The sequence below is a fragment of the Pseudomonas sp. AN3A02 genome (assembly GCF_011765255.1).
Lineage (GTDB): Bacteria > Pseudomonadota > Gammaproteobacteria > Pseudomonadales > Pseudomonadaceae > Aquipseudomonas.
Genome location: NZ_JAARNI010000001.1, coordinates 126,176 through 151,679, shown reverse-complemented (window position 1 = coordinate 151,679; position 25,504 = coordinate 126,176). Strand labels below are relative to the sequence as shown.

The window sequence follows — 25,504 nt, the reverse complement described above, 5'->3', positions numbered from 1 at the left end:
TCGCTCCTACAGGGGAAGCGTGGCCGGGCTTCAGACCGCCGCAAACCGCTTGTCCAGGTAATCGATGATCACCTTGGAGTCGTACATCCAGGTGGTCTGGCCGTTTTCTTCAATGCGCAGGCACGGCACCTTGATCTTGCCGCCTTGCTCCAGCAAGGTCTGGCGATCCTGTTCGTTGTTCTTCGCGTCCTTCAAGGCCACCGGCACGTTCAGGCGGTGCAGGGTGCGGCGGGTCTTCACGCAGAACGGGCAGGCGTGGAATTGATACAGCGTCAGGTCCTTGGCCGCCTGGTCAACCAGGGCTTGGGCGCTCGCCGGGCGTTGTTGCTTGCGCGGGCGGGTGATGAGGTCGCCGAAGATGATGATCTGGCCGAGGCCTACTCGAAGCGCTTTAACGAACACGGATATAAACCTCTTGCCCTAGACTTAAGGGGCCGCAGCTTACCTGATTTTTCACAGGCGAAAAAAAACCGGCGATGAACGCCGGTTTTTCCAGGTGCTGCGTATTACTTGATCAGGCTGAGAAACTCGCTGCGGGTCGCCGCGTTTTCGCGGAACTCACCCAGCATCACCGACGTGATCATCGACGAATTCTGCTTCTCCACACCGCGCATCATCATGCACATGTGCTTGGCCTCGATCACCACCGCAACGCCCAGGGCGCCGGTGACCTGCTGGACCGCATCGGCGATCTGGCGGCTGAGGTTTTCCTGGATCTGCAGGCGGCGGGCATACATATCGACGATACGCGCGACCTTCGACAGGCCCAGCACTTTGCCGCTCGGGATATACGCGACGTGAGCCTTGCCGATAAACGGCAGCAGGTGGTGTTCGCACAGCGAGTACAACTCGATGTCCTTGACCAGCACCATTTCGCTGTTGTCAGAGCTGAACAAGGCACCGTTGGTGACCTCTTCGAGGGTCTGTTCATAACCGCGGCAAAGATACTGCATGGCCTTGGCTGCACGTTTTGGCGTGTCGAGCAGGCCCTCGCGGGAGACGTCCTCGCCGAGTTGGCCAAGGATCTCTGTGTAATTCTGTTCCAGGGACATGAAACTACCTAGTAGGGTTTTCGCAAAGGGCAAGGGTACGGCGGCCAACACATCGCTGCAAGCCTGACGATGGCACTTGTTACTCGTCGCGGCCTTCCATCATGGTGCGCTTGAGCATCACATACACCGCGCCAGCACCGCCATGACGTGGCTGGCATGAGGTAAAGCCGAGCACTTGCGAGTGCTGGCGCAACCAGGTGTTGACGTGGCTTTTGATCATCGGCCGCTTACCGTCCAGGCGCACAGCCTTGCCGTGGGTGACGCGCACGCAGCGGATTTCGAATTTGGTGGCTTCGGCGAGGAACGCCCAGAGGGTTTCGCGGGCTTTTTCGACGGTCATGCCGTGCAGGTCGAGGCTGCCTTCGAACGGAATCTGGCCGACCTTGAGCTTGCGCATCTGGCTTTCCTGCACGCCGTCGCGGGCCCACATCAGCTCGTCTTCGGGGCCTACATCGATAACGAACTGATCCGACAGGCCGTCCACGGTGGTGGCGTCCGTGCGCACGGTCGCGGCCTGGCGCAGCTTGGCGATCTGGGCGCGGTCGGTCTTGGGTTTGCCGGTCTCGGCGCGATCGTGCTTGATCGGCTTGACGCCGCGCAGCTCGTTCTTGAATAGGGAAAAATCGTCGTCTTGCATGTCAGCCTCCGCGAAGGGCGGGCAGTTTACCTAATCGCGGCGGCTTGATGCGCAACAAACGCTATCTGTACGCCATCAGTCGTGCTTTTTCATCAGGTGCGAGGCGATGTTCAGTGACAGGGGCTGGCGCATGCGCCGACGGCAACGGCGCCACAGCCAGACGCCGAACCACAGCACCAGCAGGCCGATCACCAACAGTATTGCAGAACCGCCCGGGCTGGCGTTCAGTTCGCCCAAGGCCGGTGAATGTCCAGACAAACCAGCGGCACCGGCAATTGCCAGCAGCACGCCCACGATCGCAAACAGCGCGGCAAAGCCGGCGCCGATGCGCAGACGCCAGTTGCTCGGGCCCTTGGGGCGCAAGCGACGAGCATCAAAACCATCGGATATCTTCATTCCGACCTTTCCTCCAGGGTATCGGCCCTTCGACCGGAAGATACACAGGTTGTTCCGGGTACAGAGGCAATTGCAGCAAATGACAGGTATTTGCGGATGAGCGGGCGGCTACCCGCTCATCGAAGGTCGATCAGATCAGATCTTTGGTCAAGGCGAGGGTGGCGAAGTTGTCGGCCATGATGGCCATTTCGGTCTGCTGCACGTGGTCGGCGCTGAGGATGCCGCCCTTGTACGGCAGGTCGCGGGTGGCGCAGGCGTCTTCTACCAGGGTGCAGCGAAAGCCCAGGTTCTTTGCCGCACGCACGGTGGTGCTGACGCTGGAGTGGCTCATGAAGCCGCAGACAATCAGGTCCAGGGAACCGAGGTCTTGCAGGTGCTTCTCCAGGCCAGTGCCATGGAAGGCACTTGGCAGCAGCTTGCCGATGATGGTCTCGTCGGCCTGGGGCTCGAGGCCTGGAATGAATTCACCGCGCTCGCCCTGGGGATCAAACAGCCCGCCGACTGTGCCCAAGTGGCGCACATGCACGATCGGGCGCCCGGCGTTGCGCGCGGCAGCGGCCAGTTGCTTGACGTTTTCCACAGCCGCGTCCATGCCCGAGAGGGCGAGGGGACCGCTGAGGTATTCCTTCTGGGCGTCGATGATCACGAGGGTCGCATGGTTCAGGTTCGCCGCTGCGTAACCACGACCGCTGAGTTGAAACATCGTCTTTGGAACGGACATTCTGGGGCTCCTGTGAGTGGGGCTTTTGTGACATTGTCCTCTGGCTGAGCGCTTCTGTGAATCGCTACCATCGTAAGGTACGCCGTTGTTGGCGTGTAGCGATGTCAATAGGTCACTACGTTTAGGCAAAAACCGCGTTTAAGATGAAATCCGACGTGCGGTAAAGGGTTTTTTCGTACATCGTCGGTACAGCTTAAGACTGTTAGAATCGCCGGTCGTTTTTTCCAGGAGCTTGCCCCCGTGATCACTTCTCGCCTGCGCACCTTGCGCGACCACATCCGATGGGCCGTCAGCCGTTTCCATGGGGAAGACCTGTTTTTCGGGCATGGCACCGACAACGCCTGGGACGAAGCTCGGCAACTGGTGCTCGGCGCCCTGCACCTGCCGTGGGAAATTGCCGACAGCTACCTGGATTGCAACCTGGAAGAAGAGGAAATCTCCCACGTGCAACGCTTGCTGCACCGCCGTATCCACGAGCGCGTGCCTACCGCCTACCTGTTGAAGGAAGCCTGGTTCTGCGGCATGTCGTTTATCGTCGATGAGCGCGTGCTGATTCCACGCTCACCGATTGGCGAACTGATCGAAAACCGCTTCGAACCGTGGCTTGGCACACCGCCAGCACGCATTCTGGACCTGTGCACCGGTTCCGGTTGCATCGGTATTGCTTGTGCCTACGAGTTCCAGAACGCCGAAGTGGTGCTGGGCGACTTGTCCTTTGAAGCATTGGAAGTGGCTAACCAGAACATCGAGCGCCATGGCGTCGACGAGCGGGTCTATACCGTTCAGGGCGATGGTTTTGATGGTTTGCCGGGCCAGCGTTTTGACTTGATCGTGTCCAACCCGCCCTATGTCGATGCCGAAGACTTTGCCGACATGCCGGATGAATACCAGCACGAGCCGGAACTGGGCCTGGCTTGCGGGGATGACGGTTTGAACCTGGTTCGGCGGATGCTGGCCGAGGCGGCAGATCACTTGACCGAGAAAGGCTTGCTGATTGTTGAGGTGGGCAACAGCCAGGTTCACGTCGAGGCGTTGTACCCGGAAGTGGACTTTGCCTGGCTGGAGTTCCAGCGCGGTGGGCACGGCGTGTTCATGTTGACGGCTGAGCAATGCCGGGCGCATCAGGCGGTGTTTGCCGCCAGGGTTTAACCGCTTCCAAGTGAGTAACGCGGTCAGTGTGGGAGCGAGCAAGCCCGCTCCCACATTTTGATCCGGTTTCAATTGAGAAACCGGGTTACCTGTGCGTCGCAATCCAGATCAACAACCCCGCCTGAAACACGGTAAACGCCACCAAACACGTAATTGTAAAGCGCAACCCGCTGTCTTCGCGCTTGAACTTGGTGACCTTTTCCTCTTCCTTGCGCAGCTTCACTTCCTGCTCGGCCAGGTTCTGCTCGGCCTGTTGCAGCATCTGCGCCGCTTCCAGAATCTCCACGAACTGCAGCTTCTCCGTGTTCCAGCTGTCCAGCACATCGCTGACCTTGCCCGGTTGCACGTTGCCCTTCAAATGCTGGACATCGGCATACGCCACATCAAAGCCCTGGATTCGCAGGAAGTGATCCCGGCGCAGGCGTGTGGCTTCGTTCAGTGCGTCCTTGTTGGCCAGGTCAACGCCGTCGACGCGGTAGTGCGACCACTTCTTTTTCGCCCAGGCAGCGCCTTGGGCCACCAGGAAGCGGCCGATGCCGCGGTTCGCCGGTTCGATCTCAAGGCTGTTGCCCGGGCCAAAATGCACGCGGTGGGTGGCGTGGTCGACCCAGATATCCAGGTGATTCTGTTCCCGGCGCACCCGCTGGCCGGGCAATTGGATGACCATGCGCAGCAGGCTGTGGTCTTTGTTGTTGCGTTCGGCCCAACCGAACTGCACAAAGCGCAGGGGCCGCACGCCGGTGGCGCGGTCGGTGGCCAAAGGGGCCAGGCGCAGCATCTTGAAATGTTCGGCCTGTACCTCCGCCCACGGTAACGCGGCCGATGCGGCGGCCTCGGTGTCAGCCGTGGTGTCGGCGATAGGTTCGGGTGTTGCTTCGGTGTTCGTCATTCGGCGCGATCCTGTCCAAGCTCTGCGGGCCGACAGGCTTTTTGCTGTCGACCCATGGCTTATCGGCCGTTTTACTCAGGACTGGAGGGGCAATACTCGCTTAACTGGCGCGAAGTCCGTCGATAAAGCGAACCAGGCGTGTGCCGAGTGCGGCAGCCAGCGGCAACTGTGGGTCGTTGTAGGATGCCAATTGCTGCTTCACGTCATTGGGCACGATGCGCATCACGTGGTTCATGCCCTCGATCACCGTCAGTTCGGCGTCGGGCTTGGCCTTCTGCAGTTGTTGCGCATCGGCCACGCCGACCTGCAGGTCATTGGTGCCCTGGATGATCAGCGCAGGCATCTTCAGTCGGGCAAAGGCCGCCGAAGGATCAGCACGGAACAGGCTGATCAGATAAGGCTGCACGCTGGGACGGAAGATGCCCTCAAGCGGTGTGGGCACATCGGCGTCCACCTGGCCGGCCTTGAGGTGATCGAGAATCTGGTTGCTGCGCAGTAATAGCGCGGGCGGCATGTGGTCGGCCAGTTGCTGGCGGATGACCTGGTCCACCGGGCGCGCACTGCCCGACAGGGAAATTACCCCGGCCGGATTCAACTGCGGGGCGGCGAGGGCGGCTACCAGTGCGCCTTCACTGTGGCCCAGCACAATCAACGGGCCCATGCGCGGGTCGGCCTTGAGCAACTTGCCCCAGGCCACGGCGTCGGACACATAGGCGTCCAGGGTCAGGTTGCGTTCATCGGGGGTGGCGGCAAGGCTGGCGGCTACACCGCGCTTGTCGTAGCGCACGCTGGCGATGTTGTGTTTGGCCAGCACCCAGGCCAGGCGCTTGAGGCTGTCGTTGCGTGCGCCGTCGGCGCTGTTGCCGTTGCGGTCGGTGGGCCCGGAGCCGGCGATGATCAGCACCACCGGCACTGGCTTGTCGGATTTGGGTAACAACAGCGAGCCAAATAGCTCACCACTGCCGGTGTCCAGGCTGATGGGCCGTTGCAGCACGACAGGGGAGGCGGCGAAGCCAAGGCTGGAAAACAGGGTAAGGGTCAATAGCAGAACTCGCAGCATCATCGCGCCATCATGAGGAAGGTGCCGGTTGGACCAACGTCTACCGGTAAGGTTTCGAGGATGAACTAGTCGGTTAGCCTGCGTATACTGGCCGCCTTAAGTTATTACGGTTGACTTGATTCAACTGATTTCACGGAGCGCTCTGCATGTCCGGCAATACCTACGGCAAGCTGTTCACTGTTACCACCGCGGGCGAAAGCCATGGCCCGGCGTTGGTCGCCATTGTCGACGGCTGCCCGCCGGGCCTCGAGTTGTCCCTGGAAGACCTGCAACGTGACCTCGACCGCCGCAAGCCCGGCACCAGCCGACACACCACCCAGCGCCAGGAAGCCGACGAAGTCGAAATCCTCTCCGGCGTATTCGAAGGCCGCACCACCGGTTGCGCCATCGGCCTGCTGATTCGCAACACCGACCAGAAGTCCAAGGACTACTCGGCGATCAAGGACCTGTTCCGCCCGGCCCACGCCGACTACACCTACCACCACAAATACGGCGAGCGCGACTACCGTGGCGGTGGCCGCAGCTCGGCGCGGGAAACCGCGATGCGCGTGGCGGCCGGTGCGATCGCGAAGAAGTTCCTGGCGACCCAGGGCATCGTGATCCGCGGCTACATGAGCCAGCTGGGCCCGATCCAAATCCCGTTCAAGACCTGGGACAGCGTTGAAGATAACGCCTTCTTCTGCCCCGATCCGGACAAGGTGCCGGAGCTGGAAGCCTATATGGACCAGCTGCGCCGCGACCAGGATTCCGTCGGCGCCAAGATCACCGTGGTCGCCGAGGGCGTGATGCCGGGCCTGGGCGAGCCGATCTTCGACCGCCTCGATGCCGAACTGGCCCACGCACTGATGAGCATCAATGCGGTCAAGGGCGTGGAAATCGGCGCCGGGTTCGACTGTGTTGCCCAGCGTGGCACCGAGCACCGTGACGAGATGACCCCGGAAGGTTTCCTCAGCAACAACGCCGGCGGCATTCTCGGTGGCATCTCCTCCGGCCAGCCGATTGTTGCGCACCTGGCGCTCAAGCCAACGTCCAGCATCACCACGCCGGGCCGCTCGATTGATGTGCACGGCAACCCGGTGGACGTGATCACCAAGGGCCGTCACGACCCGTGCGTCGGCATCCGCGCCACGCCGATTGCCGAAGCGATGATGGCCATTGTGTTGATGGATCACTTGCTGCGTCATCGTGGGCAAAACGCCGATGTGAAGGTCAGCACTCCGGTGTTGGGTCAACTGTGACGGTGTGTGGCGAGCGAGCTTGCTCGCGCTGGGCTGCGAAGCGGCCCCAAAGCCTGCAACCCGGTATTAGCTGGAGAACTGCGGCGCTTCTATTAGGGCCTCTTCGCGCCCCAGCGCGAGCAAGCTCGCTCGCCACATGTCACTTATGCTGACGAAAGCACTCCCATACTGGCGACTCTCCAGCTTCTATCTGTTCTATTTCGCCCTGCTGGGGGCGACGGCGCCGTTCCTCGCGTTGTACTTCGATCACCTCGGGTTCTCCAGCGCGCGCATTGGCGAGCTGGTGGCGATCCCCATGCTGATGCGCTGCGTGGCCCCCAATTTGTGGGGCTGGCTGGGGGATTACACCGGCCGGCGCCTGGCCATCGTGCGCTTTGGCGCGGTGTGCACCCTGGTGAGCTTCTCGCTGATCTTTGTCAGCAAGACTTACGCCTGGCTGGCGCTGGTCATGGCCTTGCACGCGTTCTTCTGGCACGCGGTGCTGCCGCAGTTTGAAGTGATCACCCTCGCGCACCTGCAAGGCCAGACCTCGCGCTACAGCCAAGTGCGGTTGTGGGGCTCCATCGGTTTTATCCTCACCGTGGTGATCATGGGCCGCCTGTTCGACTGGCTGAGCCTGGATATCTACCCGGTGGTGATCGTGGTGATCATGGCCGGCATCATCGGCGCGAGCCTCTGGGTGCCGAATGCGCAGCCGCCGGCCCAGGGCAACCGCCTGGCCGGTGACGGCTTTTTGCGGCAACTGCGCAGCCCTGGCGTCCTCGCGTTTTATGCCTGCGTGGCGCTGATGCAAATGAGCCACGGCCCGTACTACACCTTCCTGACCTTGCACCTCGAACACCTCGGTTACAGCCGTGGGGTGATCGGCATGCTGTGGGCCTTGGGCGTGGTCGCGGAAGTCTTGATGTTCCTCGCCATGAGCCGGATTCTCTCGCGCTTTTCGGTACGCCGGGTGCTGATGGCGAGTTTCCTGCTGGCGGCGCTGCGCTGGTTGCTGCTGGGCTCGTTCGCCGAATTCTTCTGGGTGCTGCTGTTGGCGCAGGTGATGCACGCGGCGACCTTCGGCAGTTTTCACGCGGCAGCCATCCAGTTCGTGCAACGCAGTTTTGGTGCTCGCCAGCAAGGCCAGGGCCAGGCACTGTATGCCGCACTGGCCGGTACCGGCGGTGCGCTGGGCGCACTCTATTCAGGTTACAGCTGGAACCTGCTGGGGCCGACCCTGACCTTCAGCATTGCCAGCCTCGCGGCCCTGGCCGCCGCCATAATCATTGGCATTCGATTGCAAGAGGAGCGGCCATGAGCCGCTTCCGTGACAGAGGAAGAGTTTGATGAGCTATCTCGCCGTTTACCATGTCTCCACCCCCGACACCCCGAACAAGGTCCTGACTCACCAGGACGATATCGCGTCGACCCTGGCCGAGCTGGGCGTGGGGTTCGACCGCTGGCAGGCGGCTACCCGGCTTGAGGCAGGCGCCAGCGAGGTTGAGATCATCGCGGCTTATCAGGCGCCCATCGACACGCTGATGACCGAGCGCGGTTACACCCGTGTCGATGTGATCAGCGTCAGCAACGACCACCCGCAAAAAGCCGAACTGCGTGCCGAGCGACTCGACGAACACCGGATGGCGCAAGACCACGTACGCTTCTTCGTCGCGGGCCGTGGGCTGTTTACCTTGCACATCGAAGACTATGTGTACGCGGTGTTCTGCGAGAAAAACGACCTGATCTCGGTGCCTGCCGGCATCAAACACTGGTTTGATATGGGAGAGAACCCGCACTTCGTGGCAATCCGCCTGTTCAGTGACCCTGAAGGGCAGGCGGTCAAGCTGACCGGCGACGTGATCGCCGAGGGCTTTCCCCGGCTTGAGGACTAAGTGCGCCCGCCAATGCCTCCTGAATAGGGGGCATTTTTTTAAGTTCAACTCCTGCAGGTTGGAAATCGCCGTAGGAATAAACTTTAAAGTTTGTGGGCAGCAGCTGTTTCTTGTTGGCCTTACTTAATACTTCCACTCTTTGTGTAACTCTCTCTGGTCGCAATAGTTATTCGCCTGTCAATAGGAGTAATCCGACTTCAGGCGTTACAAGACCCATCTGAAGAGAGAGAGGCCTGCATGAGCGGTCCAGAGCCACAGGAACAACCGTCCACGCACACTGATAACGCGCCGGTTGCCAACCGCAAGTCGCGTGCGATGTTGTCGGGTAAACCCCTGACCCCAAAAGAACGGGAAATTCTGCATTGGGCGATCGAGGGCAAGACGGTCTGGGAGATCAGCAGAATTCGCTCAGTTTCCCAGGCCACGGTGAAGTTTCACCTGCGCAACATCTATGGAAAGTTGCAGGTGACCAACCCGGTGCAGGCGGTGAACGAGGCGCTCAAACAGGGATTGTGCGAATAAAAAAAGGCCGTGGTGCGCAACGGCACCACGACCTGTTCGGGTCCTGCATGTCAATCAAGCCGAATGGTAGGTCGGCAGGGCAAAGCGATGCTGGCTTTGCAGCATCGAAATCTGTGGCAGATCGCTGGCTTGTTCAGCCAGGTCGCGGCGAATGGCGCTGATGACCCACGTCAGTTGGTCGGCCGTGTGCAGTTGCTGATAAGAGATCGAACGTTTGATCTGCTTGCCTTCGCTGTTACGCAAGGTCAGCAGAATGCCGCCATCAGGACGTGCCTGGGTGGTGACGTCGAAATTGGAGAACACAGAAGAAAATTTATCTTGGATCAGGCTCATATCTATCAGCTCCGTTTGCTCATGTTTTGCAGCGTGGAGTGATAGGTGCAGTGATTGTGCCAGTACTGGGTATCTTAAAAAATCGTTGTAAATCAGATAGTTATAAAATTTTTAGATTTTCAGTTTCGTGCAATTTGCATGAATAGCCATCGTGCATCCTGCATTTTGCGGGGTTTTGCCAAGTGTTTCGCCGAGGGAGGGCGAGGCAGGTCTTCCATAGTGACCGCGTCACCGGCCGTTAAATTCCTTTTCCTTTTGGGATACAAAACTTTTCAAATCCTGCGTGTACAGCCGAAGAATGGCTGGCGTATTTTCCTGCAAGGCATTCGGCGCCGGTCTTACGGTGCGAAGGGTGCCTGAGGGTCATACGAACAATAAGAAAAAGGACGTTCCCACCATGAGCCACCCGCCAAGTGACATGATCACCTGGGGCAAGATGCTGCGTAAGGTGCCCACCATTGTCCGTGCCCTACCGCGCCTGGTCCGCGGTATGCGCGCAGCCAACGTCACAGACCCTGCGCAACCGTGCGGCCTGGGCTGGACGTTCGAGCAAGCCACTCAACGCAATCCCGATGGCGCCGCGCTGCTGTATGGCGACAGCGTGCTCAGCTATCGCCAGGCCAACGAGCAAGCCAACCGCATGGCCCATTACCTGCAACAGCAGGGCATCGGCAAGGGCGACGTGGTGGCCTTGTTTATCGAGAACCGCCCCGAGTTGTTGCTTAGCGTGCTGGCCGTGGCCAAGGTGGGCGGCATTTGCGCGATGCTCAATACCTCCCAAACCCAGGCCGCGCTGGTACACAGCCTGAACCTGGTGACGCCGGTGGCGATTGTCGTGGGGGCCGAGTTGGCTGGGGCCTACGAGGCCGTGCGCAGCCAGGTGGCAATTGAGGCGGATAAAACCTGGTTTATCGCCGATCAGCAGCACACCCGCGTGCCGCCGAATTACGTAGACCTGATGGCCGCCAGCGCCGATTGCCCGGTGGAAAACCCCACCAGCACCCAGCAAATCTACTTCAACGACCCTTGCTTCTATATCTACACCTCCGGCACCACCGGCTTGCCCAAGGCCGGTATTTTCAAACACGGCCGCTGGATGAGAACTTCGGCCAGTTTCGGCACCATCGCCCTGGATATGGGCCCCGAGGATGTCGTCTATTGCACCTTGCCGCTGTATCACGCCACCGGTCTGTGCGTGTGCTGGGGTTCGGCGATTGCCGGGGCCTCGGGGTTTGCGATTCGCCGCAAGTTCAGCGCCAGCCAGTTCTGGGACGATGCGCGCCGGTTCAATGCGACCACCCTCGGTTACGTCGGCGAACTGTGCCGCTACCTGATCGACCAGCCTGCCAGTGAGCAGGACCGGGATAACCGGGTGACGAAGATGATCGGCAACGGCTTGCGCCCTGGCGTCTGGGCTGAATTCAAGCAGCGCTTTGGCGTCGATCACATCTGCGAGCTGTACGCCGCCAGTGACGGCAATATCGGCTTCACCAACGTGCTGAATTTCGACAACACCATCGGCTTTTCCCTGATGCACTGGGCGCTGGTGGACTACGCCCATGACAGCTGTGAGCCGATTCGCGGCACTAATGGTTTCATGCGCGAAGTGCCGAAGGGCGGTCAGGGCCTGCTATTGGCCCGGATCGACGACAAGGCGCCGTTCGACGGCTACACCGACCCCGAGAAGAACCGCAAGGTGGTCCTCAGCGATGTGTTCGAGAAGGGCGACCGCTATTTCAACACCGGCGACCTGTTGCGCAATATCGGCTTCGGTCATGCCCAATTCGTTGACCGGCTGGGAGACACCTATCGCTGGAAAGGTGAAAACGTCTCCACCACCGAAGTCGAAAACATCTTCCTGCAGCACCCGCAGATCTCCGAGGTGGTGGCCTACGGGGTTGAGATTGAAAACACCAATGGCCGCGCCGGCATGGCCGCCATCACGCCCGCCGAATCCCTGGCCTCCCTGGACATGCGCGAGCTACTGACGTTTGCCCATGGGCAACTGCCCGCGTATGCGGTGCCGTTGTTCCTGCGGATCAAAGTGAAGATGGAAACCACCGGCACTTTCAAATACCAGAAGGTAAAACTCAAGGAGGAGGCGTTCGACCCGGAAAAGGCCGGCGATGATCCGATCTTCGCCTGGTTGCCGGGTTCGGACAGTTACGTGCCAGTCACCGGGCAACTGCTGGCGGAAATCCAGGCCGGCAAGTTTCGTTATTGATTCTGCCTATCGCCGCTTTTGGGAAAAAAGGCATGACAGAGGGGAACTCCATCGCGAGACTGGGCGCCTTATGAAACACCAGACAAGGAGCCCCACATGTCAGACCAAGCCAAACAAATGACCGAAGACGAAGCCGCAGAATTTGCCGAGCAAGTGTTCGACGTAGCACGCAAAGGCGATGCCGCGATGCTGGCTGCGCTGCTGGCCAAGGGCTTGCCGCCAAACCTGCGTAACCACAACGGCGATACGCTGTTGATGCTGTCTGCCTACCACGGGCACGTCGACGCGGTGAAAGTGCTGCTGGAATTCAAGGCCGATCCCCAGATTGCCAATGACAAGAATCAGCTGCCGATTGCCGGCGCGGCGTTCAAGGGCAACCTGCCGGTGGTCAAGGCGTTGATCGAAGGCGGTGCATTGGTCGAAGGCGCCTCTTCTGATGGCCGTACGGCGTTGATGATGGCGGCGATGTTCAACCGTACCGAGATGGTGGATTACCTGATCAGCCAGGGCGCCAACCCAAAGGCTACCGACGCCCAGGGCGTGACCGCGCTGGCAGCCGCGCAGACCATGGGCGCAGTGGATACGGCGGCGCAGTTGCAAAAACTGGTGTAGGCTTTGCGCCCTCAAAATCAGCCCCGCCACAGGACCACCCCATGAAAACCGCACTCGTCGAACTCATCAGCAAAATCAGCTCCGGCTGCATGAGCGAACCCGAGATCGCCAAGGTGGCGGACGAAGCGGCCCAGGCCTTTGCCGATCCTGAAGCTTTCCTGGCCGCCAACCCCGACATCAACTACGACGACACTTTCCCGATTCCCCTGGGCGAGTGGATCGTTGTCGGCAGTTTGCCCGACACCGTGCTGTTCCAGGCCGACACCTACCTGGATCTGTTCGCCCAGATCGTTGCCTCATTTGGCCCGAGCGTGGCCTTCAACCTCAAGCCCAAGCAACTGGCCAAAACCGAAGCCCTGACCGCGCTGAACCGCATCCAGATCCAGATGAGCGCGCTCAACCCGGAAAACGGCGGCTACGTGCTGGTCAACTTCAGCCAGTTGCTGGACGACGAAATCCAGGCCGTGCTGGTCTACGGTAATGACGTGCCACGGGTGCTGGAGTTGTGTGCCGAAGTCGGGATCAAGGGCGAGCCGTCCCTGGAAGCCCTGCGGGTTGCGGTGCACGTCTGAAATAAAACGGAACCCCTGGCCACGGCTGACTATCCTAAGCAGGCAAGCCCTCACTTAGGAGCGACACCATGGGTTCCACTTTTAATGGTCTGATCGGGTTGATCATCCTCGCGCTGGATATCTGGGCGATCATCAACGTGTTCAAAAGCGGCGCGAGTACCGGCGCCAAAGTGCTGTGGATCCTGTTGATCCTGCTGCTGCCGGTGTTGGGTTTGATCATCTGGGCGATTGCGGGGCCGCGCGGTAACGTGCGGATCTGATCCCTGGGCAAGGCTCTCGTGCCCCGCACGGGAGCCTTCAGATCAACCAACTGCCTTCCAGCTCCAGCAACTTCACCTTGTTTTCAATCCCGCCGCCAAACCCCACCAGTGTCCCATCGCTGCCCACCACACGGTGGCAGGGGATGATGATGGAAATCGGGTTGGCGCCATTGGCCGTGCCCACCGCGCGAATCGCCTTGGGATTTTCCAGGTGTTGTGCCTGTTCAGCGTAAGTCCAGGTACGCCCATAGGGAATCTGCAACAACGCCTGCCACACTTGCTGCTGAAAGGGCGTGCCCACCGGCGCCAGCGTCAGATCAAACACTTCGCGCTTGCGTGCAAAATACTCATCCAGCTGCCGTCTTGCTGCATCCAACTCGTTAGTTGCCAGCGCCCAATCTGCTTGCACCGGGCATTGATGCACGTCCATATATAACAGGCGCAGACCTTGTTCATCGGCCGCGAGTAACAGCGGCCCGAGGGGGCTTGGGTGGTAGCAATAAAACATCATGGGCAATCCAAAAGGGCAGAGGGCCAAGATACGGCCCCAAGTTGCTCGCTACAATCCCGGCTGTTTTTTGTGTGTCGAGATATTCGCTGTACAAAATTTTCACATTCCATCCAAGACAATTCGCCGGCTATTTTCCCTGCCAGGATGCTCTAAGACGAGTCTCAAACACTGGCCGGTATGAGTAATCAATGGCGTTGCCGGCGTTGATCGGGCACCATTTGCGCCATTGCGTTAACTGCCTACCCCAGCGTGCCTGGGCGAGGGCGGGGCGCCGCTGTATTCATTCGCAACTTAAACTTCCAATGGGTCCTAAAACGACATGGCAAACCCGGACGCCCTGAATCAGCAGCGAGCTTCTAATCGCTTGCTGCAACCGACCGTCAAATCCCATCTGGCGTACACGCTGCTTTGTGCCTTGATCATGATGGTGATGTTCTCCCTGCTGCGCCTGGCGCTGCTGGTCTACAACCGCGAGATGATCCTCGACACGCCGGCCTCGACCTTCCTTGAAGCGTTCGCCAACGGCCTGCGCCTGGACCTGCGCCTGGTGGTGTACCTGAGCATTCCGTTGCTGCTGGCGCTGTTCAGCGTACGGGCCATGGCGGCACGCGGGTTCTTCCGCTTCTGGCTGACGGTCGCCTCCAGCATCGCGTTGTTCCTTGGCCTGATGGAGATGGATTTCTACCGCGAGTTTCACCAGCGCCTCAACGGCCTGGTCTTCCAGTATGTAAAGGAAGACCCGAAAACCGTAATGAGCATGCTCTGGTACGGCTTCCCGGTGGTGCGCTACCTGCTGGCCTGGGCCGTGGGCACGCTGATCCTGAGCATTGCCTTCAAAGGCGCCGACCGTGCGACGCGCCCACGCGGCCCGTTCAGTGGCGGCACCATCAGCACCCGTCAGGTGGCGCCGTGGTATTCGCGTATTGCGGTGTTTGTGGTCTGCCTGCTGATCGCCGTGGTTGCCGCCCGTGGCACCCTGCGCCAGGGCCCGCCGCTGCGTTGGGGTGACGTGTACACCACCGACTCGAACTTCGCCAACCAGTTGGGCCTTAACGGTACCTTGTCGCTGATTGCGGCGGCGAAGTCGCGTTTCTCCGAAGAACGCTCGAACATCTGGAAAGCCACTCTGGAGCAGCCGTTGGCCACCCAGACCGTGCGCGACATGCTGGTGTTGCCAAGTGAAAAACTGGTAGACCCCGACACCGCTGCGGTACGCCGTGACTTCACGCCGCCGGCGGAGAAGACCCTGCCGATCAAGAACGTCGTAGTGATCCTGATGGAAAGCTTCGCCGGTCATTCGGTGGGCGCCCTGGGCCGCCCGGGCAACATCACGCCGTACTTCGACAAACTGTCCAAGGAAGGCCTGCTGTTCGACCGCTTCTTCTCCAACGGCACCCACACCCACCAGGGTATGTTCGCCACCATGGCGTGCTTCCCGAACCTGCCGGGCTTCGAATACCTGATGCAGACTCCGGAAGGCAGCCACAAACTGTCGGGCCTGCCGCAGTTGCTCAGCCATCGTGATTTCGACGACGTGTACGTCTACAACGGCGACTTCGCCTGGGACAACCAGTCGGGCTTCTTCAGCAACCAGGGCATGACCAACTTCATCGGGCGTAATGACTTCGTCAATCCGGTGTTCTCGGACCCGACGTGGGGCGTGTCCGACCAGGACATGTTCAACCGTGGCCTGGAAGAGTTGAAGGCCCGTGAAGGCGGCAAGCCGTTCTATGCGCTGCTGCAAACCCTGTCCAATCACACGCCGTACGCGTTGCCGACGCCATTGCCGGTTGAGAAAGTCACCGACCGTGGCAGCCTCAACGAGCATCTGACGGCCATGCGCTACTCCGACTGGGCCCTGGGCCAGTTCTTTGAAAAGGCCCGCAAGGAGCCGTACTTCAAGGAAACCCTGTTCGTGGTCGTGGGCGACCACGGCTTCGGCAACGAGCAGCAGATCACCGAGATGGACCTGGGCCGCTTCAACGTGCCGATGCTGATGATTGCGCCGGGCATGCAGGAGAAGTTCGGCGAGCGTGACCACACCGTGGGCACCCAGATCGACATCGTGCCGACCATCATGGGCCGCCTTGGCGGTGACACCCTTCACCAGTGCTGGGGCCGTGACCTGCTCAACCTGCCGGAAGGCGACAAGGGCTTTGGCGTGATCAAGCCGTCGGGCAGCGACCAGACCGTCGCCTTGCTCACCGGTGACCGCGTATTGGTACTGCCTAAGGAAATGCCACCTAAGTTGTGGGAATACGAACTGGGCGCCAACCCGACCGGGAAGGTGATTCCAGAATCGCCGGACGAGGCTGCGCTGAAGCAGAAGCTCGAGTCGTTCCTGCAGACGGCTACCAAGAGCCTGCTGGATAACACCGCCGGTGTGGTGGACGGCAAGCCGGACTAAACACCCGCGCATAAAAAAAGAGGCCTTTTAAGGCCTCTTTTTTTTGCGTGCTGGAACGCGTTATATCTTGCCGAGCAACAACAGAATCAACAGCACGACCAACACGGTACCGAGAATACCCGATGGCCCGTAACCCCAGTTACGTGAGTGAGGGAACACTGGAAGACCGCCGACCAGCAAGAGGATCAGAATAATGATAAGAATGAGGCTCATGTTGTGTTTTCCTTATTGTCTTCTGAAAAGACCTGGTATTTAACGGATAGGCCCGACAGCTAATACGGACGCCTTAATAACTCCGACCAATGTGTTTGGCAGAAAATTCCGTGTTTTTTTAAAGCTTTTTGCTAACTAGCTTATTTCCTTTAACCGCGTTGAAAATAATCTTCCTTAGTTTAAATAAATGGAACTTGGCGGGTTTCCCGCTATCGGACCCGGCCCACGGTTTGCCTGGGGCATTCAGCAGTCTGATGGTGCGTGGGTGCGGGAAAAACCTTCGCTACACTGCGGCTCACTTCTTCCGTGAACCACAAGGCTACTTTCCTATGCAAAATCGCATGATGATCACCGGCGCCGGTTCTGGCCTGGGTCGCGAAATCGCTCTGCGCTGGGCCCGCGAGGGTTGGCAGCTGGCCTTGTCGGACGTCAGCGAAGCAGGCCTGCAAGAAACCCTGAAGCTGGTGCGCCAGGCCGGCGGTGACGGCTTCACCCAGCGTTGCGACGTGCGCGATTACAGCCAACTCACCGCCTTCGCACAGGCCTGTGAGGAAAAGCTCGGCGGCATCGACGTGATCGTCAACAACGCTGGTGTGGCGTCGGGCGGGTTCTTCAGCGAACTGTCCCTGGAAGACTGGGACTGGCAGATCGCAATCAACCTGATGGGCGTGGTCAAGGGCTGCAAGGCCTTCCTGCCACTGCTGGAACAGAGCAAGGGTCGCATCATCAACATCGCCTCCATGGCCGCCCTGATGCAGGGCCCGGCCATGAGTAACTACAACGTGGCCAAGGCCGGCGTGGTGGCTCTTTCGGAAAGCTTGCTGGTGGAGCTCAAGCAGCAGGAAGTCGGGGTGCACGTGGTGTGCCCGTCATTCTTCCAGACCAACCTGCTGGACTCCTTCCGTGGGCCGACGCCGGCGATGAAGGCCCAGGTGGGCAAGCTGCTGGAAAGCTCGCCCATCACCGCTGCAGAAATCGCCGACTACATCTATCAGCAGGTGGCTGAAGGGCAATTCATGATCCTGCCCCACGAACAGGGGCGCATGGCCTGGGCACTGAAACAGAAGAACCCGCAGTTGCTGTATGACGAGATGACCGTGATGGCGGACAAGATGCGAGCCAAGGCTCAGTCGCTCAAAGCCTGAACATTGCGTTTAGTTCTGAGGCGCAATTCGCGATTTATCATCGCCTGTCTGTAAGGCAAATTACCTGCATGTGTAAGACGTGCCTGTTTAACCTGAAGGCCATTGATGGTGATGGGCGGGGAGCGCATGGTCGGGGTTCGGTAACTTAAAAAGGACGAACCCCATGCTGGTATTAAGCCGCGCGGTAGGTGAAATAATTTCGGTGGGCGACCAAATCACTTTGCGCATTCTGGAAGTGAATGGCACCCAGGTGAAACTGGGGGTGGAGGCGCCGGTGGGGGTCAATGTGCACCGGGCGGAGGTCTATCAGAAGATCCTCAGTCGCCAGGGGCAACAGGCCAACACCCATCCGGTGCCTGTGCCCAATCCTTGAGCGTCAGTCGAACAGGTGCTTGGGCACATCGTGCTTGAGCATCAACTGGCACTGCTCGCTCTCGGGGTCGAAGACAATCAGCGCCTGGCCCTTGGTCAGTGCCTGGCGTACCCGCAGCACCCGGGTTTCCAGGGGCGTGTCGTCACCATTGTCGGTGCCGTCGCGGGTCACGAAGTCTTCGATGAGGCGGGTCAGGGTATCGACTTCAAGTGCATCGTAGGGAATCAGCATACAAGCCTCGGCTAAGGAATCCCGACGATGCTACTGCGCCGGGATCCCAGTTGCCAGTCTCAGGTTTTTTGACCCACCAGGCTGTCCACCGACGGCACGCGGGTATCGCTCTCCATTTGCGTGTCGTGTTCGATCTGGTGACTGAACCGGTCGAGGGAACCTTTGGCCGGTTGTGCATCGCTGGCGAACACTGGCGGGCTGAGGATGTACGCGCCCAGCAGGCGACTCAGCGCCGCGAGGCTGTCGATGTGCGTGCGCTCGTAGCCGTGGGTGGCGTCGCACCCAAACGCCAGCAGCGCGGTGCGAATGTCATGGCCGGCGGTCACCGCCGAATGCGCATCGCTGAAGTAATAGCGAAACAGGTCACGGCGCACCGGCAACTCATTTTCCGCCGCCAGGCGCAGCAGGTGGCGGGACAGGTGATAGTCATACGGCCCGCCGGAGTCCTGCATCGCCACACTCACCGCGTGTTCGCTGGAGTGCTGCTCGTGGGCCACCGGTGCGATGTCGATACCGACGAACTCGCTCACATCCCACGGCAAAGCCGCGGCCGCACCACTGCCGGTTTCTTCGGTGATGGTGAACAGCGGGTGGCAGTCGATCAGCAACGGTTGACCGCTGTCGACAATCGCCTTGAGCGCCGCCAGCAGTGCGGCAACCCCGGCTTTATCATCCAGGTGACGGGCGCTGATATGCCCGCTCTCGGTGAACTCCGGCAGTGGGTCGAAGGCGACGAAATCGCCGACGCTGATGCCCAGGGAATCGCAATCGGCACGGGTGGCGCAGTAGGCGTCCAGGCGCAGCTCGATGTGGTCCCAGCTGATGGGCATTTCATCCACGGCGGTATTGAACGCGTGACCGGAGGCCATCAACGGCAACACGCTGCCACGGATCACCCCGTTATCGGTAAACAGGCTGACGCGGCTGCCCTCGGCAAAGCGGCTGGACCAGCAGCCCACCGGCGCCAGGGTCAGGCGGCCGTTGTCCTTGATTGCCCGTACGGCGGCGCCGATGGTGTCCAGGTGCGCGGAAACGGCGCGGTCGGGGCTGTTTTTCTGGCCCTTGAGGGTGGCGCGGATGGTGCCGCGCCGGGTCATTTCAAACGGAATGCCCAGCTCTTCAAGGCGCTCGGCAACGTAGCGCACGATGGTGTCGGTAAACCCGGTGGGGCTGGGGATGGCGAGCATTTCCAGCAGCACTTTTTGCAGGTAAGCGAGATCCGGTTCGGGGATGGTTCGGGTCATGGAAACTCCTGATGAGTTGAGGGCATCGATGGTTTCGATGAGTGGGCCATTGGCTAGAGAGTCATCGACTGTTCCGACCCCATCGCGAGCAAGCCCGGCTCCCACATTGGAACGCATTCCAAATGTGGGAGCGGGCTTGCTCGCGAAAGCGCCAGTCAAGGCAACACATCTCTCAAGCCGTCGGTTGGCTATGGGGAAACAGCAGGTCCACGAACTTTTCAGCCGTCGGCTGCGGTTCATGGTTGGCCAGCCCGGCCCGTTCGTTGGCTTCGATAAAGACGTAGTCCGGTTGGTCGGCGGCCGGCACCATCAGGTCCAGGCCCACCATGGGGATGTCCAGGGCCCGGGCGGCGCGTACGGCGGCGTCCACCAGGGTCGGGTGGAGGATGGCGGTCACGTCTTCCAGGCAACCACCGGTGTGCAGGTTGGCGGTACGCCGCACCGCCAGACGTTCGCCTCGGGGCAGGATGCTGCTGTAGTCGTAGCCGGCGGCCTTTAGGGTGCGCTGGGTTTCCTGGTCAAGGGGGATTTTGCTTTCGCCATCGGTGGCGGCCTGGCGCCGACGGCTCTGGGCCTCGATCAACGCGCCAATGGAGTGCTGACCATCGCCGGTGACTTCCGCCGGGCGGCGAATCGCGGCGGCGACCACTTCAAAACCGATCACCAGAATCCGCAGGTCGAGGCCTTCGTGGAAGCTTTCCAGCAATACACGCGTGTCGAACTGACGGGCCGCTTCAATGGCTTTTTGCACGTCCTCGATGCTCTGCAAATCCACCGCCACGCCCTGGCCTTGCTCGCCGTCCAGCGGCTTGACCACGATGCGCTGGTGCTCGTCGAGAAACTCCAGATTGTCATCGGCACTGCCGGCCAGCTGTTGCTCCGGCAGCCTCAAACCAGCGGCCTTGAGCACCTTGTGGGTCAGGCTCTTGTCCTGGCACAACGTCATGCTGATGGCGCTGGTCAGGTCGCTGAGGGATTCGCGGCAGCGCACCCGGCGGCCACCGTGGCTCAAGGTGAACAGCCCGGCTTCGGCGTCGTCCACCTGCACGTCGATCCCGCGCCGATGAGCTTCCTCGACGATGATCCGCGCATAGGGATTGAACTCCGCTTGCGGGCCGGGGCCGAGGAACAGCGGCTGGTTGATGCCGTTCTTGCGCTTGATGGCAAAGGTGGTCAGCGCGCGAAAGCCGAGCTTGGCGTAGAGACTTTTCGCCTGGCGGTTGTCGTGCAGCACCGACAGGTCGAGGTAGCTCAGGCCACGGCTCATGAAATGTTCGATCAAGTGGCGCACCAGCACTTCACCCACGCCGGGGCGGGTGCATTGCGGGTCCACTGCCAGGCACCAGAGGCTGCAGCCGTTCTCCGGGTCGTTGAAGGCTTTGTGGTGGTTCAGGCCCATCACGCTGCCGATCACCGCGCCGCTGTCTTCATCCTCGGCCAGCCAATACACCGGGCCGCCTTGATGACGTGGCGTCAGCAGTGCCGGGTCCACCGGCAACATGCCGCGCCCCTGATACAGCTGGTTCACCGCTTGCCAGTCTGTCTCGCTCTGCACCCGGCGAATCCGAAAGCCGCGAAACACCCGGGTCGCCGGGCGATAGTCGGTGAACCACAGGCGCAAGGTGTCGGACGGGTCGAGAAACAACTGCTGTGGATCAATCCCGAGGATCTGTTGTGGCGCTGCCACATACAACGCGATATCCCGTTCGCCGGGTTGCTCGTTGAGCAACTCCAGGGCCAGGCTCGCCGGGTCCGGGAACGTGTGGCCGATCAGCAGCCGGCCCCAACCGCAATGCACGGCAATCGGCGTGGGGTCCAGTGCGCTGCCGTCTTCGGCTAAGCGGGCTTGCAGGCGCTCGTAGGAGGGCGCCTGGCCCCGCAGCAAGCGTTGGCTGTAAGCCGTGGCATGAGGTTTCATGAATCAGATTCCTTGTTCGCTGAGCCACAGGTTCAGCGCCGCCAGTTGCCACAGCTTGGAGCCGCGCAACGGGGTCAATTGGCCTTGGGGATCGGTGAGCAGGCGGTCGAGCATCGCCGGGTTGAACAGGCCGCGATCCTGGCTCGGGTCCAGCAACAGGTCGCGCACCCAGTTCAAGGTGTCCCCCTGCAAATGCTTGAGGCCGGGCACCGGGAAATAGCCTTTCTTGCGGTCGATGACTTCGCTCGGGATCACCCGGCGCGCGGCTTCCTTGAGCACTTGCTTGCCGCCGTCCGGCAGTTTGAATTTGCCGGGCACGCGGGCCGACAGTTCCACCAGGCGATAGTCGAGAAACGGTGTACGCGCTTCCAGGCCCCAGGCCATGGTCATGTTGTCGACGCGCTTGACCGGGTCATCAACCAGCATCACGGTGCTGTCCAGGCGCAGGGCTTTGTCCACTGCGGCATCGGCGCCGGGCTGGGCGAAATGCTCACGCACGAAGTCACCGGCGGCGTCATTCGCTGTCAGCCATTTCGGCGCGACCGTGGCGGCGTAGTCGTCGTAGCTGCGGTCGAAGAACGCATCGCGGTACGCGGCATACGGATCGCTGGCGCCGTCCACTTGCGGGTACCAGTGGTAGCCGGCGAACAACTCGTCCGCGCCCTGGCCGCTCTGCACCACTTTGCAGTGCTTGGCGACTTCCCGGGACAGCAGGTAGAAGGCAATGCAGTCATGGCTGACCATCGGCTCGCTCATGGCGCGGAACGCGGCCGGCAACTGCTCGATGATTTCGCTTTCGGCGATACGCAGTTGGTGGTGTCGGGTGCCGTAATGCTTGGCGATCAAGTCCGAATACTGGAACTCATCGCCGCGCTCGCCACCGGCGTCTTCAAAGCCGATGGAGAAGGTCGACAGGTCCTGCACGCCGACTTCACGCAACAGGCCCACCAGCATGCTGGAATCGACACCGCCGGAAAGCAGCACGCCCACGTCCACTGCCGCCCGCTGACGAATCGCCACGGCTTCGCGGGTGCTGTCGAGCACACGGTCGGTCCAGTCTTCGAGCGTCAGGTTGGCTTCATCGGCGTGGGGGCCGTAGGGCAGGGTCCACCAGGTTTTCTGTTCAGTCTTGCCATCGGCGTCGATGCGCATCCACGACGCGGGCGGCAGTTTTTCAATGCCCGCCAGCAAGGTGCGCGGCGCAGGCACCACGGCGTGGAAATTCAGGTAGTGATTGAGGGCCACCGGATCGAGGATCGGGTTGATATCGCCGCCCTTGAGCAGCGCCGGCAATGCCGAAGCAAAACGCAGGCGCTGGCCGGTGCGCGACAGGTACAGCGGCTTCACCCCGAGGCGGTCACGCGCGATAAACAGGCGCTGGGCATCGCGCTCCCAGATGGCAAAGGCGAACATCCCGTTGAGCTTGGGCAGCAAGGCTTCGCCCCAGGCGTGGTAGCCCTTGAGCAGCACTTCGGTGTCACCACCGGAATAGAAGGCGTAGCCCAGGGCTTCCAGCTCTTCACGCAATTCCGGGAAGTTATAGATCGCGCCGTTGAACGCCAGGGACAGGCCCAGTTGGGCGTCGACCATCGGTTGGGCAGAACCGTCCGACAAGTCCATGATTTTCAGGCGTCGATGGCCCAGGGCAATCGGCCCTTGGGCATGGAAGCCCCACGCGTCAGGACCGCGTGGCGCCAGGTGATGGGTGATTCGTTCCACCGCTGCCAGGTCGGCAGGTTGGTGATCGAAACGTAACTCTCCAGCTAATCCGCACATAAATTCCTTACCGGTTTTTCCGTTGGGGAGGGATAGAAATGCAGCCGCCAAAACAGCGGGTACCCAGAGACTGACCCGGGTAAATTGTGGGAGTTTTAGAACAATACGTTATAAGGCAATGAGCCTTGACGGGCTGTGGGCCCGTCTTGGCCCTCAGGATTTGCTTGGGTTGCCGCGAATCAGAGCGCGCAGCGCGAAGCGATTGGGGTGGCAGGCTTCGCTGACACTGCGCGGCAGCGGCAGCGGCTCATCGTCGAGCCAGGCGGCCAGCAGCTCTGCGCAGAGGGGCGCGGTGACCAGCCCGCGTGAGCCATGGCCACTGTTGATATATAGGCCGTGCAGCCACGGGCACGGTGCATCGGGGATGTGCCGGGCGTCTTTGCTGAGGGCGGCGTAGGTGTGATCAAACGTCTCGCGTTCCGCCAGCGGCCCGACGATCGGCAAGTAGTCCGGGCTGGTGCAGCGGAACGCGGCGCGGCCTTCGAGCTGTTCGGGTGCCAGGCTGTCGGCGCCCAGGCGTTGCAGCAGGTCGGGGGAGATTTCCCGCAGCATCTCGAGGTTGCCCACGTGCTCGGCCACGGTGGGCGTAAGGTCGTCGCTCTTGAAGTCAAAACTGGCGCCGAGGGTATGCTCGCCCAGGCGTGGCGGGGCGACGTAACCCTCGGCGCACACCACCGTGGCCAACGCCTGGCTTTGCGCCGTTTGCGGCAGCCGGGTGATTTGCCCGCGGATGCGTTTGAGGGGGAGGTCAGCGCTGAAGGAAAACCGCTTGATCTCGGCGGCACCGGCCAGCACCACCACACTGGCTTGCGCCAGAACCGTATCGCCCTGCAGCGCCTGCCACTCACCGTCCACCTGTTTGAGCTCAAGGGCGTCATGGTGCTGCAGCACCTCGATCAGCGGATGCCTGGCTTGCCACTGGCACAGCGCGGGCGGGTGTACCCAGCCGCCCTCGGGGAAGAACAAGCCCCCGTGCTCCAGGGTTATCCCGGCTCGCGCCTGGGCCTGTTGTTGATCCAGCACGTGCAACAACTCCGGCGCAAAAGCACTGGCCAACTGTGCCTGGCGCTCGGCCTCCTTGGCATTGAAGGCCAGTTGCAGCACGCCGCAGCCATCCCAGTCCACGCCACGTTGCAGATGCTCCAGCAGGCGCCGCGTATGGCCGAAACCGCTGAGAATCAACTGCGAAAGTGCCGTGCCGTGAGCTGAAAGCTTGAGGTACAACACCCCTTGCGGGTTGCCGGAGGCTTCCTGGGCGAGCGCTGCGTGGCGTTCCAGCAAGCTGACGCGCCAGCCGCGTGCCGCCAGGCTGGCTGCCGTGGCGCAACCGGCCAGGCCACCGCCGATGACGAGGGCGTGGCGTTCACCGGCGACGGCAGGCGGGCGCGCAAACCAGGGTTTTGCCGCGGCCGGTGCGGGCGTTTCAGTGGGCCAACCGAGAAACTCACCCCGCAGGATTTCCCACTTGTGGCCGATGCCCGGGGTGCGCTTCATCTTGAACCCGGCTGCATTGATCAACCTGCGCACCCAGCCGGTGCTGGTAAAGGTGCTGATGGTCGAGCCCGGCGCCGCCAGCCGTGCCAGTTCAGCGAACAGTTCGGCGGTCCACATATCGGGGTTTTTGGCCGGGGCAAAACCGTCGAGGAACCAGGCGTCGACCTGTGCGTCCAACTGGGGCAATTGCTCCAGCGCATCGCCGATCAACAGCGTCAGGGTGACGCGACCGTTATCCAGAACCAGCCGCTGAAAACCCTGATGGATCGCGATGTACTGCGCCAATAGTTGTTCGGCGAACGCTGCAAGTTCCGGCCAGAGGGCGAGGGCGCGTTGCAGGTCGGCGTGGCTCAGCGGGTACTTTTCCACGCTGACAAAGTGCAGGCGCGCGCCCGGCACCGCGTGTTGTTCGAACAACTGCCAGGCGCACAGGAAATTCAACCCGGTGCCGAAGCCGGTCTCACCAATCACCAACCGCCCACCCACCGGCAGCGCAGCAAAACGTTCCTGCAAACGGTTCTGCTCGAGGAACACATAGCGGGTTTCTTCAAGGCCCGACTTGTCGGAGAAGTACACGTCGTCGAACACCCGCGAGTGCGGGCGACCTTGGTCATCCCAGTCGAGCTGGGCGTGGGTTACGGGGTTCATGGGCG

At 61.0% G+C, this 25,504-nt stretch carries 27 protein-coding genes; 12 read left to right on the top strand and 15 right to left on the bottom strand.

Features of this window, described 5'->3' with window-relative positions; all coding sequences use genetic code 11:
• Positions 1-30 precede the first annotated feature (30 nt).
• From HBJ59_RS00775 to HBJ59_RS00755, 5 genes are all read right to left on the bottom strand, one after another.
• Positions 31-402 carry a glutathione S-transferase N-terminal domain-containing protein gene (locus tag HBJ59_RS00775; protein ID WP_167662522.1) on the bottom strand — a complete coding sequence of 124 codons (372 nt, stop codon included), beginning with the start codon at positions 400-402 and terminating at the stop codon, positions 31-33.
• Positions 403-506: 104 nt separating this feature from the next.
• On the bottom strand, positions 507-1,052 hold the full coding sequence (gene folE / locus HBJ59_RS00770; protein WP_024076633.1) for a GTP cyclohydrolase I FolE: 546 nt from the start codon (positions 1,050-1,052) through the stop codon (positions 507-509).
• A 79-nt stretch (positions 1,053-1,131) separates the two neighbouring features.
• Complete coding sequence (locus tag HBJ59_RS00765) at positions 1,132-1,689, bottom strand: Smr/MutS family protein (RefSeq protein WP_010176067.1); 558 nt, start codon at positions 1,687-1,689, stop codon at positions 1,132-1,134.
• A 75-nt stretch (positions 1,690-1,764) separates the two neighbouring features.
• Positions 1,765-2,085, bottom strand: coding sequence for a hypothetical protein (locus HBJ59_RS00760; protein WP_076017396.1), 321 nt, complete (start codon positions 2,083-2,085; stop codon positions 1,765-1,767).
• A 130-nt stretch (positions 2,086-2,215) separates the two neighbouring features.
• A complete protein-coding gene (locus HBJ59_RS00755) occupies positions 2,216-2,806 on the bottom strand; it encodes a cysteine hydrolase family protein (protein ID WP_076017397.1) in 591 nt (196 codons plus the stop codon).
• Positions 2,807-3,046: 240 nt separating this feature from the next.
• Here HBJ59_RS00755 and prmB point away from each other — a divergent pair, with 240 nt between their 5' ends.
• Positions 3,047-3,955 (top strand): 50S ribosomal protein L3 N(5)-glutamine methyltransferase, encoded by a 909-nt coding sequence (gene prmB / locus HBJ59_RS00750; protein WP_167662521.1) that lies wholly within the window; start codon positions 3,047-3,049, stop codon positions 3,953-3,955.
• Positions 3,956-4,040: 85 nt separating this feature from the next.
• On the opposite strand, the gene HBJ59_RS00745 is transcribed toward prmB, so the two are convergent.
• On the bottom strand, positions 4,041-4,844 hold the full coding sequence (locus tag HBJ59_RS00745) for a hypothetical protein (protein WP_167662520.1): 804 nt from the start codon (positions 4,842-4,844) through the stop codon (positions 4,041-4,043).
• A 100-nt stretch (positions 4,845-4,944) separates the two neighbouring features.
• Complete coding sequence (locus HBJ59_RS00740) at positions 4,945-5,907, bottom strand: alpha/beta hydrolase (RefSeq protein WP_167662519.1); 963 nt, start codon at positions 5,905-5,907, stop codon at positions 4,945-4,947.
• A gap of 143 nt (positions 5,908-6,050) precedes the next feature.
• On the opposite strand from HBJ59_RS00740, the gene aroC reads away from it, so the two are divergent.
• The 4 genes from aroC (at position 6,051) to HBJ59_RS00720 (ending at position 9,538) form a co-directional block, all read left to right on the top strand.
• Entirely contained in the window at positions 6,051-7,142 is a 1,092-nt protein-coding gene (gene aroC, locus HBJ59_RS00735; RefSeq protein ID WP_076017399.1) for a chorismate synthase, read from the top strand.
• A gap of 148 nt (positions 7,143-7,290) precedes the next feature.
• Positions 7,291-8,442, top strand: coding sequence for an MFS transporter (locus tag HBJ59_RS00730; RefSeq protein ID WP_167663414.1), 1,152 nt, complete (start codon positions 7,291-7,293; stop codon positions 8,440-8,442).
• 28 nt (positions 8,443-8,470) lie between these two features.
• Positions 8,471-9,016, top strand: coding sequence for an acireductone dioxygenase (locus HBJ59_RS00725; protein WP_167662518.1), 546 nt, complete (start codon positions 8,471-8,473; stop codon positions 9,014-9,016).
• Positions 9,017-9,253: 237 nt separating this feature from the next.
• Positions 9,254-9,538 carry a response regulator transcription factor gene (locus HBJ59_RS00720; protein ID WP_167662517.1) on the top strand — a complete coding sequence of 95 codons (285 nt, stop codon included), beginning with the start codon at positions 9,254-9,256 and terminating at the stop codon, positions 9,536-9,538.
• A 54-nt stretch (positions 9,539-9,592) separates the two neighbouring features.
• Here HBJ59_RS00720 and HBJ59_RS00715 read toward each other — a convergent pair whose 3' ends face one another.
• Positions 9,593-9,871 (bottom strand): DUF3509 domain-containing protein, encoded by a 279-nt coding sequence (locus tag HBJ59_RS00715; RefSeq protein ID WP_076017403.1) that lies wholly within the window; start codon positions 9,869-9,871, stop codon positions 9,593-9,595.
• A 397-nt stretch (positions 9,872-10,268) separates the two neighbouring features.
• Between HBJ59_RS00715 and HBJ59_RS00710 the strand changes: the two genes are divergently transcribed.
• The 4 genes from HBJ59_RS00710 to HBJ59_RS00695 all read left to right on the top strand — a co-directional run bounded on the left by HBJ59_RS00710 (position 10,269) and on the right by HBJ59_RS00695 (position 13,539).
• Complete coding sequence (locus HBJ59_RS00710) at positions 10,269-12,095, top strand: long-chain-acyl-CoA synthetase (protein ID WP_167662516.1); 1,827 nt, start codon at positions 10,269-10,271, stop codon at positions 12,093-12,095.
• A 96-nt stretch (positions 12,096-12,191) separates the two neighbouring features.
• Complete coding sequence (locus HBJ59_RS00705; RefSeq protein ID WP_010176046.1) at positions 12,192-12,707, top strand: ankyrin repeat domain-containing protein; 516 nt, start codon at positions 12,192-12,194, stop codon at positions 12,705-12,707.
• Between the two features lie 41 nt (positions 12,708-12,748).
• Positions 12,749-13,279: a hypothetical protein gene (locus tag HBJ59_RS00700; RefSeq protein ID WP_167662515.1), complete on the top strand. Its 531-nt coding sequence runs from the start codon at positions 12,749-12,751 to the stop codon at positions 13,277-13,279.
• A gap of 68 nt (positions 13,280-13,347) precedes the next feature.
• Positions 13,348-13,539 carry a PLDc N-terminal domain-containing protein gene (locus tag HBJ59_RS00695; protein WP_003172956.1) on the top strand — a complete coding sequence of 64 codons (192 nt, stop codon included), beginning with the start codon at positions 13,348-13,350 and terminating at the stop codon, positions 13,537-13,539.
• 37 nt (positions 13,540-13,576) lie between these two features.
• Here HBJ59_RS00695 and HBJ59_RS00690 read toward each other — a convergent pair whose 3' ends face one another.
• Positions 13,577-14,047 carry a methylated-DNA--[protein]-cysteine S-methyltransferase gene (locus HBJ59_RS00690; RefSeq protein WP_076017417.1) on the bottom strand — a complete coding sequence of 157 codons (471 nt, stop codon included), beginning with the start codon at positions 14,045-14,047 and terminating at the stop codon, positions 13,577-13,579.
• A gap of 322 nt (positions 14,048-14,369) precedes the next feature.
• Between HBJ59_RS00690 and HBJ59_RS00685 the strand changes: the two genes are divergently transcribed.
• On the top strand, positions 14,370-16,457 hold the full coding sequence (locus tag HBJ59_RS00685; protein ID WP_076017407.1) for an LTA synthase family protein: 2,088 nt from the start codon (positions 14,370-14,372) through the stop codon (positions 16,455-16,457).
• Positions 16,458-16,517: 60 nt separating this feature from the next.
• Here the strand turns inward: HBJ59_RS00685 and HBJ59_RS00680 are convergent, their stop codons facing one another.
• Entirely contained in the window at positions 16,518-16,670 is a 153-nt protein-coding gene (locus HBJ59_RS00680) for a DUF3309 family protein (RefSeq protein ID WP_003216767.1), read from the bottom strand.
• Positions 16,671-16,999: 329 nt separating this feature from the next.
• Between HBJ59_RS00680 and HBJ59_RS00675 the strand changes: the two genes are divergently transcribed.
• Together HBJ59_RS00675 and csrA are read left to right on the top strand one after the other, a co-directional pair.
• Positions 17,000-17,815, top strand: a complete 816-nt coding sequence (locus tag HBJ59_RS00675; RefSeq protein WP_167662514.1) for an SDR family oxidoreductase — start codon at positions 17,000-17,002, stop codon at positions 17,813-17,815.
• A 163-nt stretch (positions 17,816-17,978) separates the two neighbouring features.
• Complete coding sequence (gene csrA, locus HBJ59_RS00670; protein WP_017480012.1) at positions 17,979-18,188, top strand: carbon storage regulator CsrA; 210 nt, start codon at positions 17,979-17,981, stop codon at positions 18,186-18,188.
• Positions 18,189-18,191: 3 nt separating this feature from the next.
• Here the strand turns inward: csrA and HBJ59_RS00665 are convergent, their stop codons facing one another.
• From HBJ59_RS00665 to mnmC, 5 genes are all read right to left on the bottom strand, one after another.
• Positions 18,192-18,419: a YheU family protein gene (locus HBJ59_RS00665; protein WP_003192759.1), complete on the bottom strand. Its 228-nt coding sequence runs from the start codon at positions 18,417-18,419 to the stop codon at positions 18,192-18,194.
• A 59-nt stretch (positions 18,420-18,478) separates the two neighbouring features.
• Positions 18,479-19,663 (bottom strand): osmoprotectant NAGGN system M42 family peptidase, encoded by a 1,185-nt coding sequence (locus HBJ59_RS00660; RefSeq protein WP_003216760.1) that lies wholly within the window; start codon positions 19,661-19,663, stop codon positions 18,479-18,481.
• Between the two features lie 172 nt (positions 19,664-19,835).
• Positions 19,836-21,581, bottom strand: coding sequence for an N-acetylglutaminylglutamine synthetase (ngg, locus tag HBJ59_RS00655; protein WP_167662513.1), 1,746 nt, complete (start codon positions 21,579-21,581; stop codon positions 19,836-19,838).
• Between the two features lie 3 nt (positions 21,582-21,584).
• On the bottom strand, positions 21,585-23,357 hold the full coding sequence (locus tag HBJ59_RS00650; RefSeq protein WP_076017410.1) for an N-acetylglutaminylglutamine amidotransferase: 1,773 nt from the start codon (positions 23,355-23,357) through the stop codon (positions 21,585-21,587).
• 153 nt (positions 23,358-23,510) lie between these two features.
• Positions 23,511-25,499 (bottom strand): bifunctional tRNA (5-methylaminomethyl-2-thiouridine)(34)-methyltransferase MnmD/FAD-dependent 5-carboxymethylaminomethyl-2-thiouridine(34) oxidoreductase MnmC, encoded by a 1,989-nt coding sequence (gene mnmC / locus HBJ59_RS00645; RefSeq protein WP_167662512.1) that lies wholly within the window; start codon positions 25,497-25,499, stop codon positions 23,511-23,513.
• Positions 25,500-25,504: the final 5 nt, after the last annotated feature.

Bases quoted from the DNA above. Each gene is read 5' to 3' on its own strand.
- folE (WP_024076633.1), bottom strand. From the start codon at position 1,052: ATGTCCCTGGAACAGAATTACACAGAGATCCTTGGCCAACTCGGCGAG.
- HBJ59_RS00765 (WP_010176067.1), bottom strand. From the start codon at position 1,689: ATGCAAGACGACGATTTTTCCCTATTCAAGAACGAGCTGCGCGGCGTC.
- HBJ59_RS00760 (WP_076017396.1), bottom strand. From the start codon at position 2,085: ATGAAGATATCCGATGGTTTTGATGCTCGTCGCTTGCGCCCCAAGGGC.
- HBJ59_RS00755 (WP_076017397.1), bottom strand. From the start codon at position 2,806: ATGTCCGTTCCAAAGACGATGTTTCAACTCAGCGGTCGTGGTTACGCA.
- HBJ59_RS00745 (WP_167662520.1), bottom strand. From the start codon at position 4,844: ATGACGAACACCGAAGCAACACCCGAACCTATCGCCGACACCACGGCT.
- HBJ59_RS00740 (WP_167662519.1), bottom strand. From the start codon at position 5,907: ATGATGCTGCGAGTTCTGCTATTGACCCTTACCCTGTTTTCCAGCCTT.
- aroC (WP_076017399.1), top strand. From the start codon at position 6,051: ATGTCCGGCAATACCTACGGCAAGCTGTTCACTGTTACCACCGCGGGC.
- HBJ59_RS00725 (WP_167662518.1), top strand. From the start codon at position 8,471: ATGAGCTATCTCGCCGTTTACCATGTCTCCACCCCCGACACCCCGAAC.
- HBJ59_RS00720 (WP_167662517.1), top strand. From the start codon at position 9,254: ATGAGCGGTCCAGAGCCACAGGAACAACCGTCCACGCACACTGATAAC.
- HBJ59_RS00715 (WP_076017403.1), bottom strand. From the start codon at position 9,871: ATGAGCCTGATCCAAGATAAATTTTCTTCTGTGTTCTCCAATTTCGAC.
- HBJ59_RS00710 (WP_167662516.1), top strand. From the start codon at position 10,269: ATGAGCCACCCGCCAAGTGACATGATCACCTGGGGCAAGATGCTGCGT.
- HBJ59_RS00705 (WP_010176046.1), top strand. From the start codon at position 12,192: ATGTCAGACCAAGCCAAACAAATGACCGAAGACGAAGCCGCAGAATTT.
- HBJ59_RS00700 (WP_167662515.1), top strand. From the start codon at position 12,749: ATGAAAACCGCACTCGTCGAACTCATCAGCAAAATCAGCTCCGGCTGC.
- HBJ59_RS00695 (WP_003172956.1), top strand. From the start codon at position 13,348: ATGGGTTCCACTTTTAATGGTCTGATCGGGTTGATCATCCTCGCGCTG.
- HBJ59_RS00690 (WP_076017417.1), bottom strand. From the start codon at position 14,047: ATGTTTTATTGCTACCACCCAAGCCCCCTCGGGCCGCTGTTACTCGCG.
- HBJ59_RS00685 (WP_076017407.1), top strand. From the start codon at position 14,370: ATGGCAAACCCGGACGCCCTGAATCAGCAGCGAGCTTCTAATCGCTTG.
- HBJ59_RS00680 (WP_003216767.1), bottom strand. From the start codon at position 16,670: ATGAGCCTCATTCTTATCATTATTCTGATCCTCTTGCTGGTCGGCGGT.
- HBJ59_RS00675 (WP_167662514.1), top strand. From the start codon at position 17,000: ATGCAAAATCGCATGATGATCACCGGCGCCGGTTCTGGCCTGGGTCGC.
- csrA (WP_017480012.1), top strand. From the start codon at position 17,979: ATGCTGGTATTAAGCCGCGCGGTAGGTGAAATAATTTCGGTGGGCGAC.
- HBJ59_RS00665 (WP_003192759.1), bottom strand. From the start codon at position 18,419: ATGCTGATTCCCTACGATGCACTTGAAGTCGATACCCTGACCCGCCTC.
- HBJ59_RS00660 (WP_003216760.1), bottom strand. From the start codon at position 19,663: ATGACCCGAACCATCCCCGAACCGGATCTCGCTTACCTGCAAAAAGTG.
- ngg (WP_167662513.1), bottom strand. From the start codon at position 21,581: ATGAAACCTCATGCCACGGCTTACAGCCAACGCTTGCTGCGGGGCCAG.
- HBJ59_RS00650 (WP_076017410.1), bottom strand. From the start codon at position 23,357: ATGTGCGGATTAGCTGGAGAGTTACGTTTCGATCACCAACCTGCCGAC.
- mnmC (WP_167662512.1), bottom strand. From the start codon at position 25,499: ATGAACCCCGTAACCCACGCCCAGCTCGACTGGGATGACCAAGGTCGC.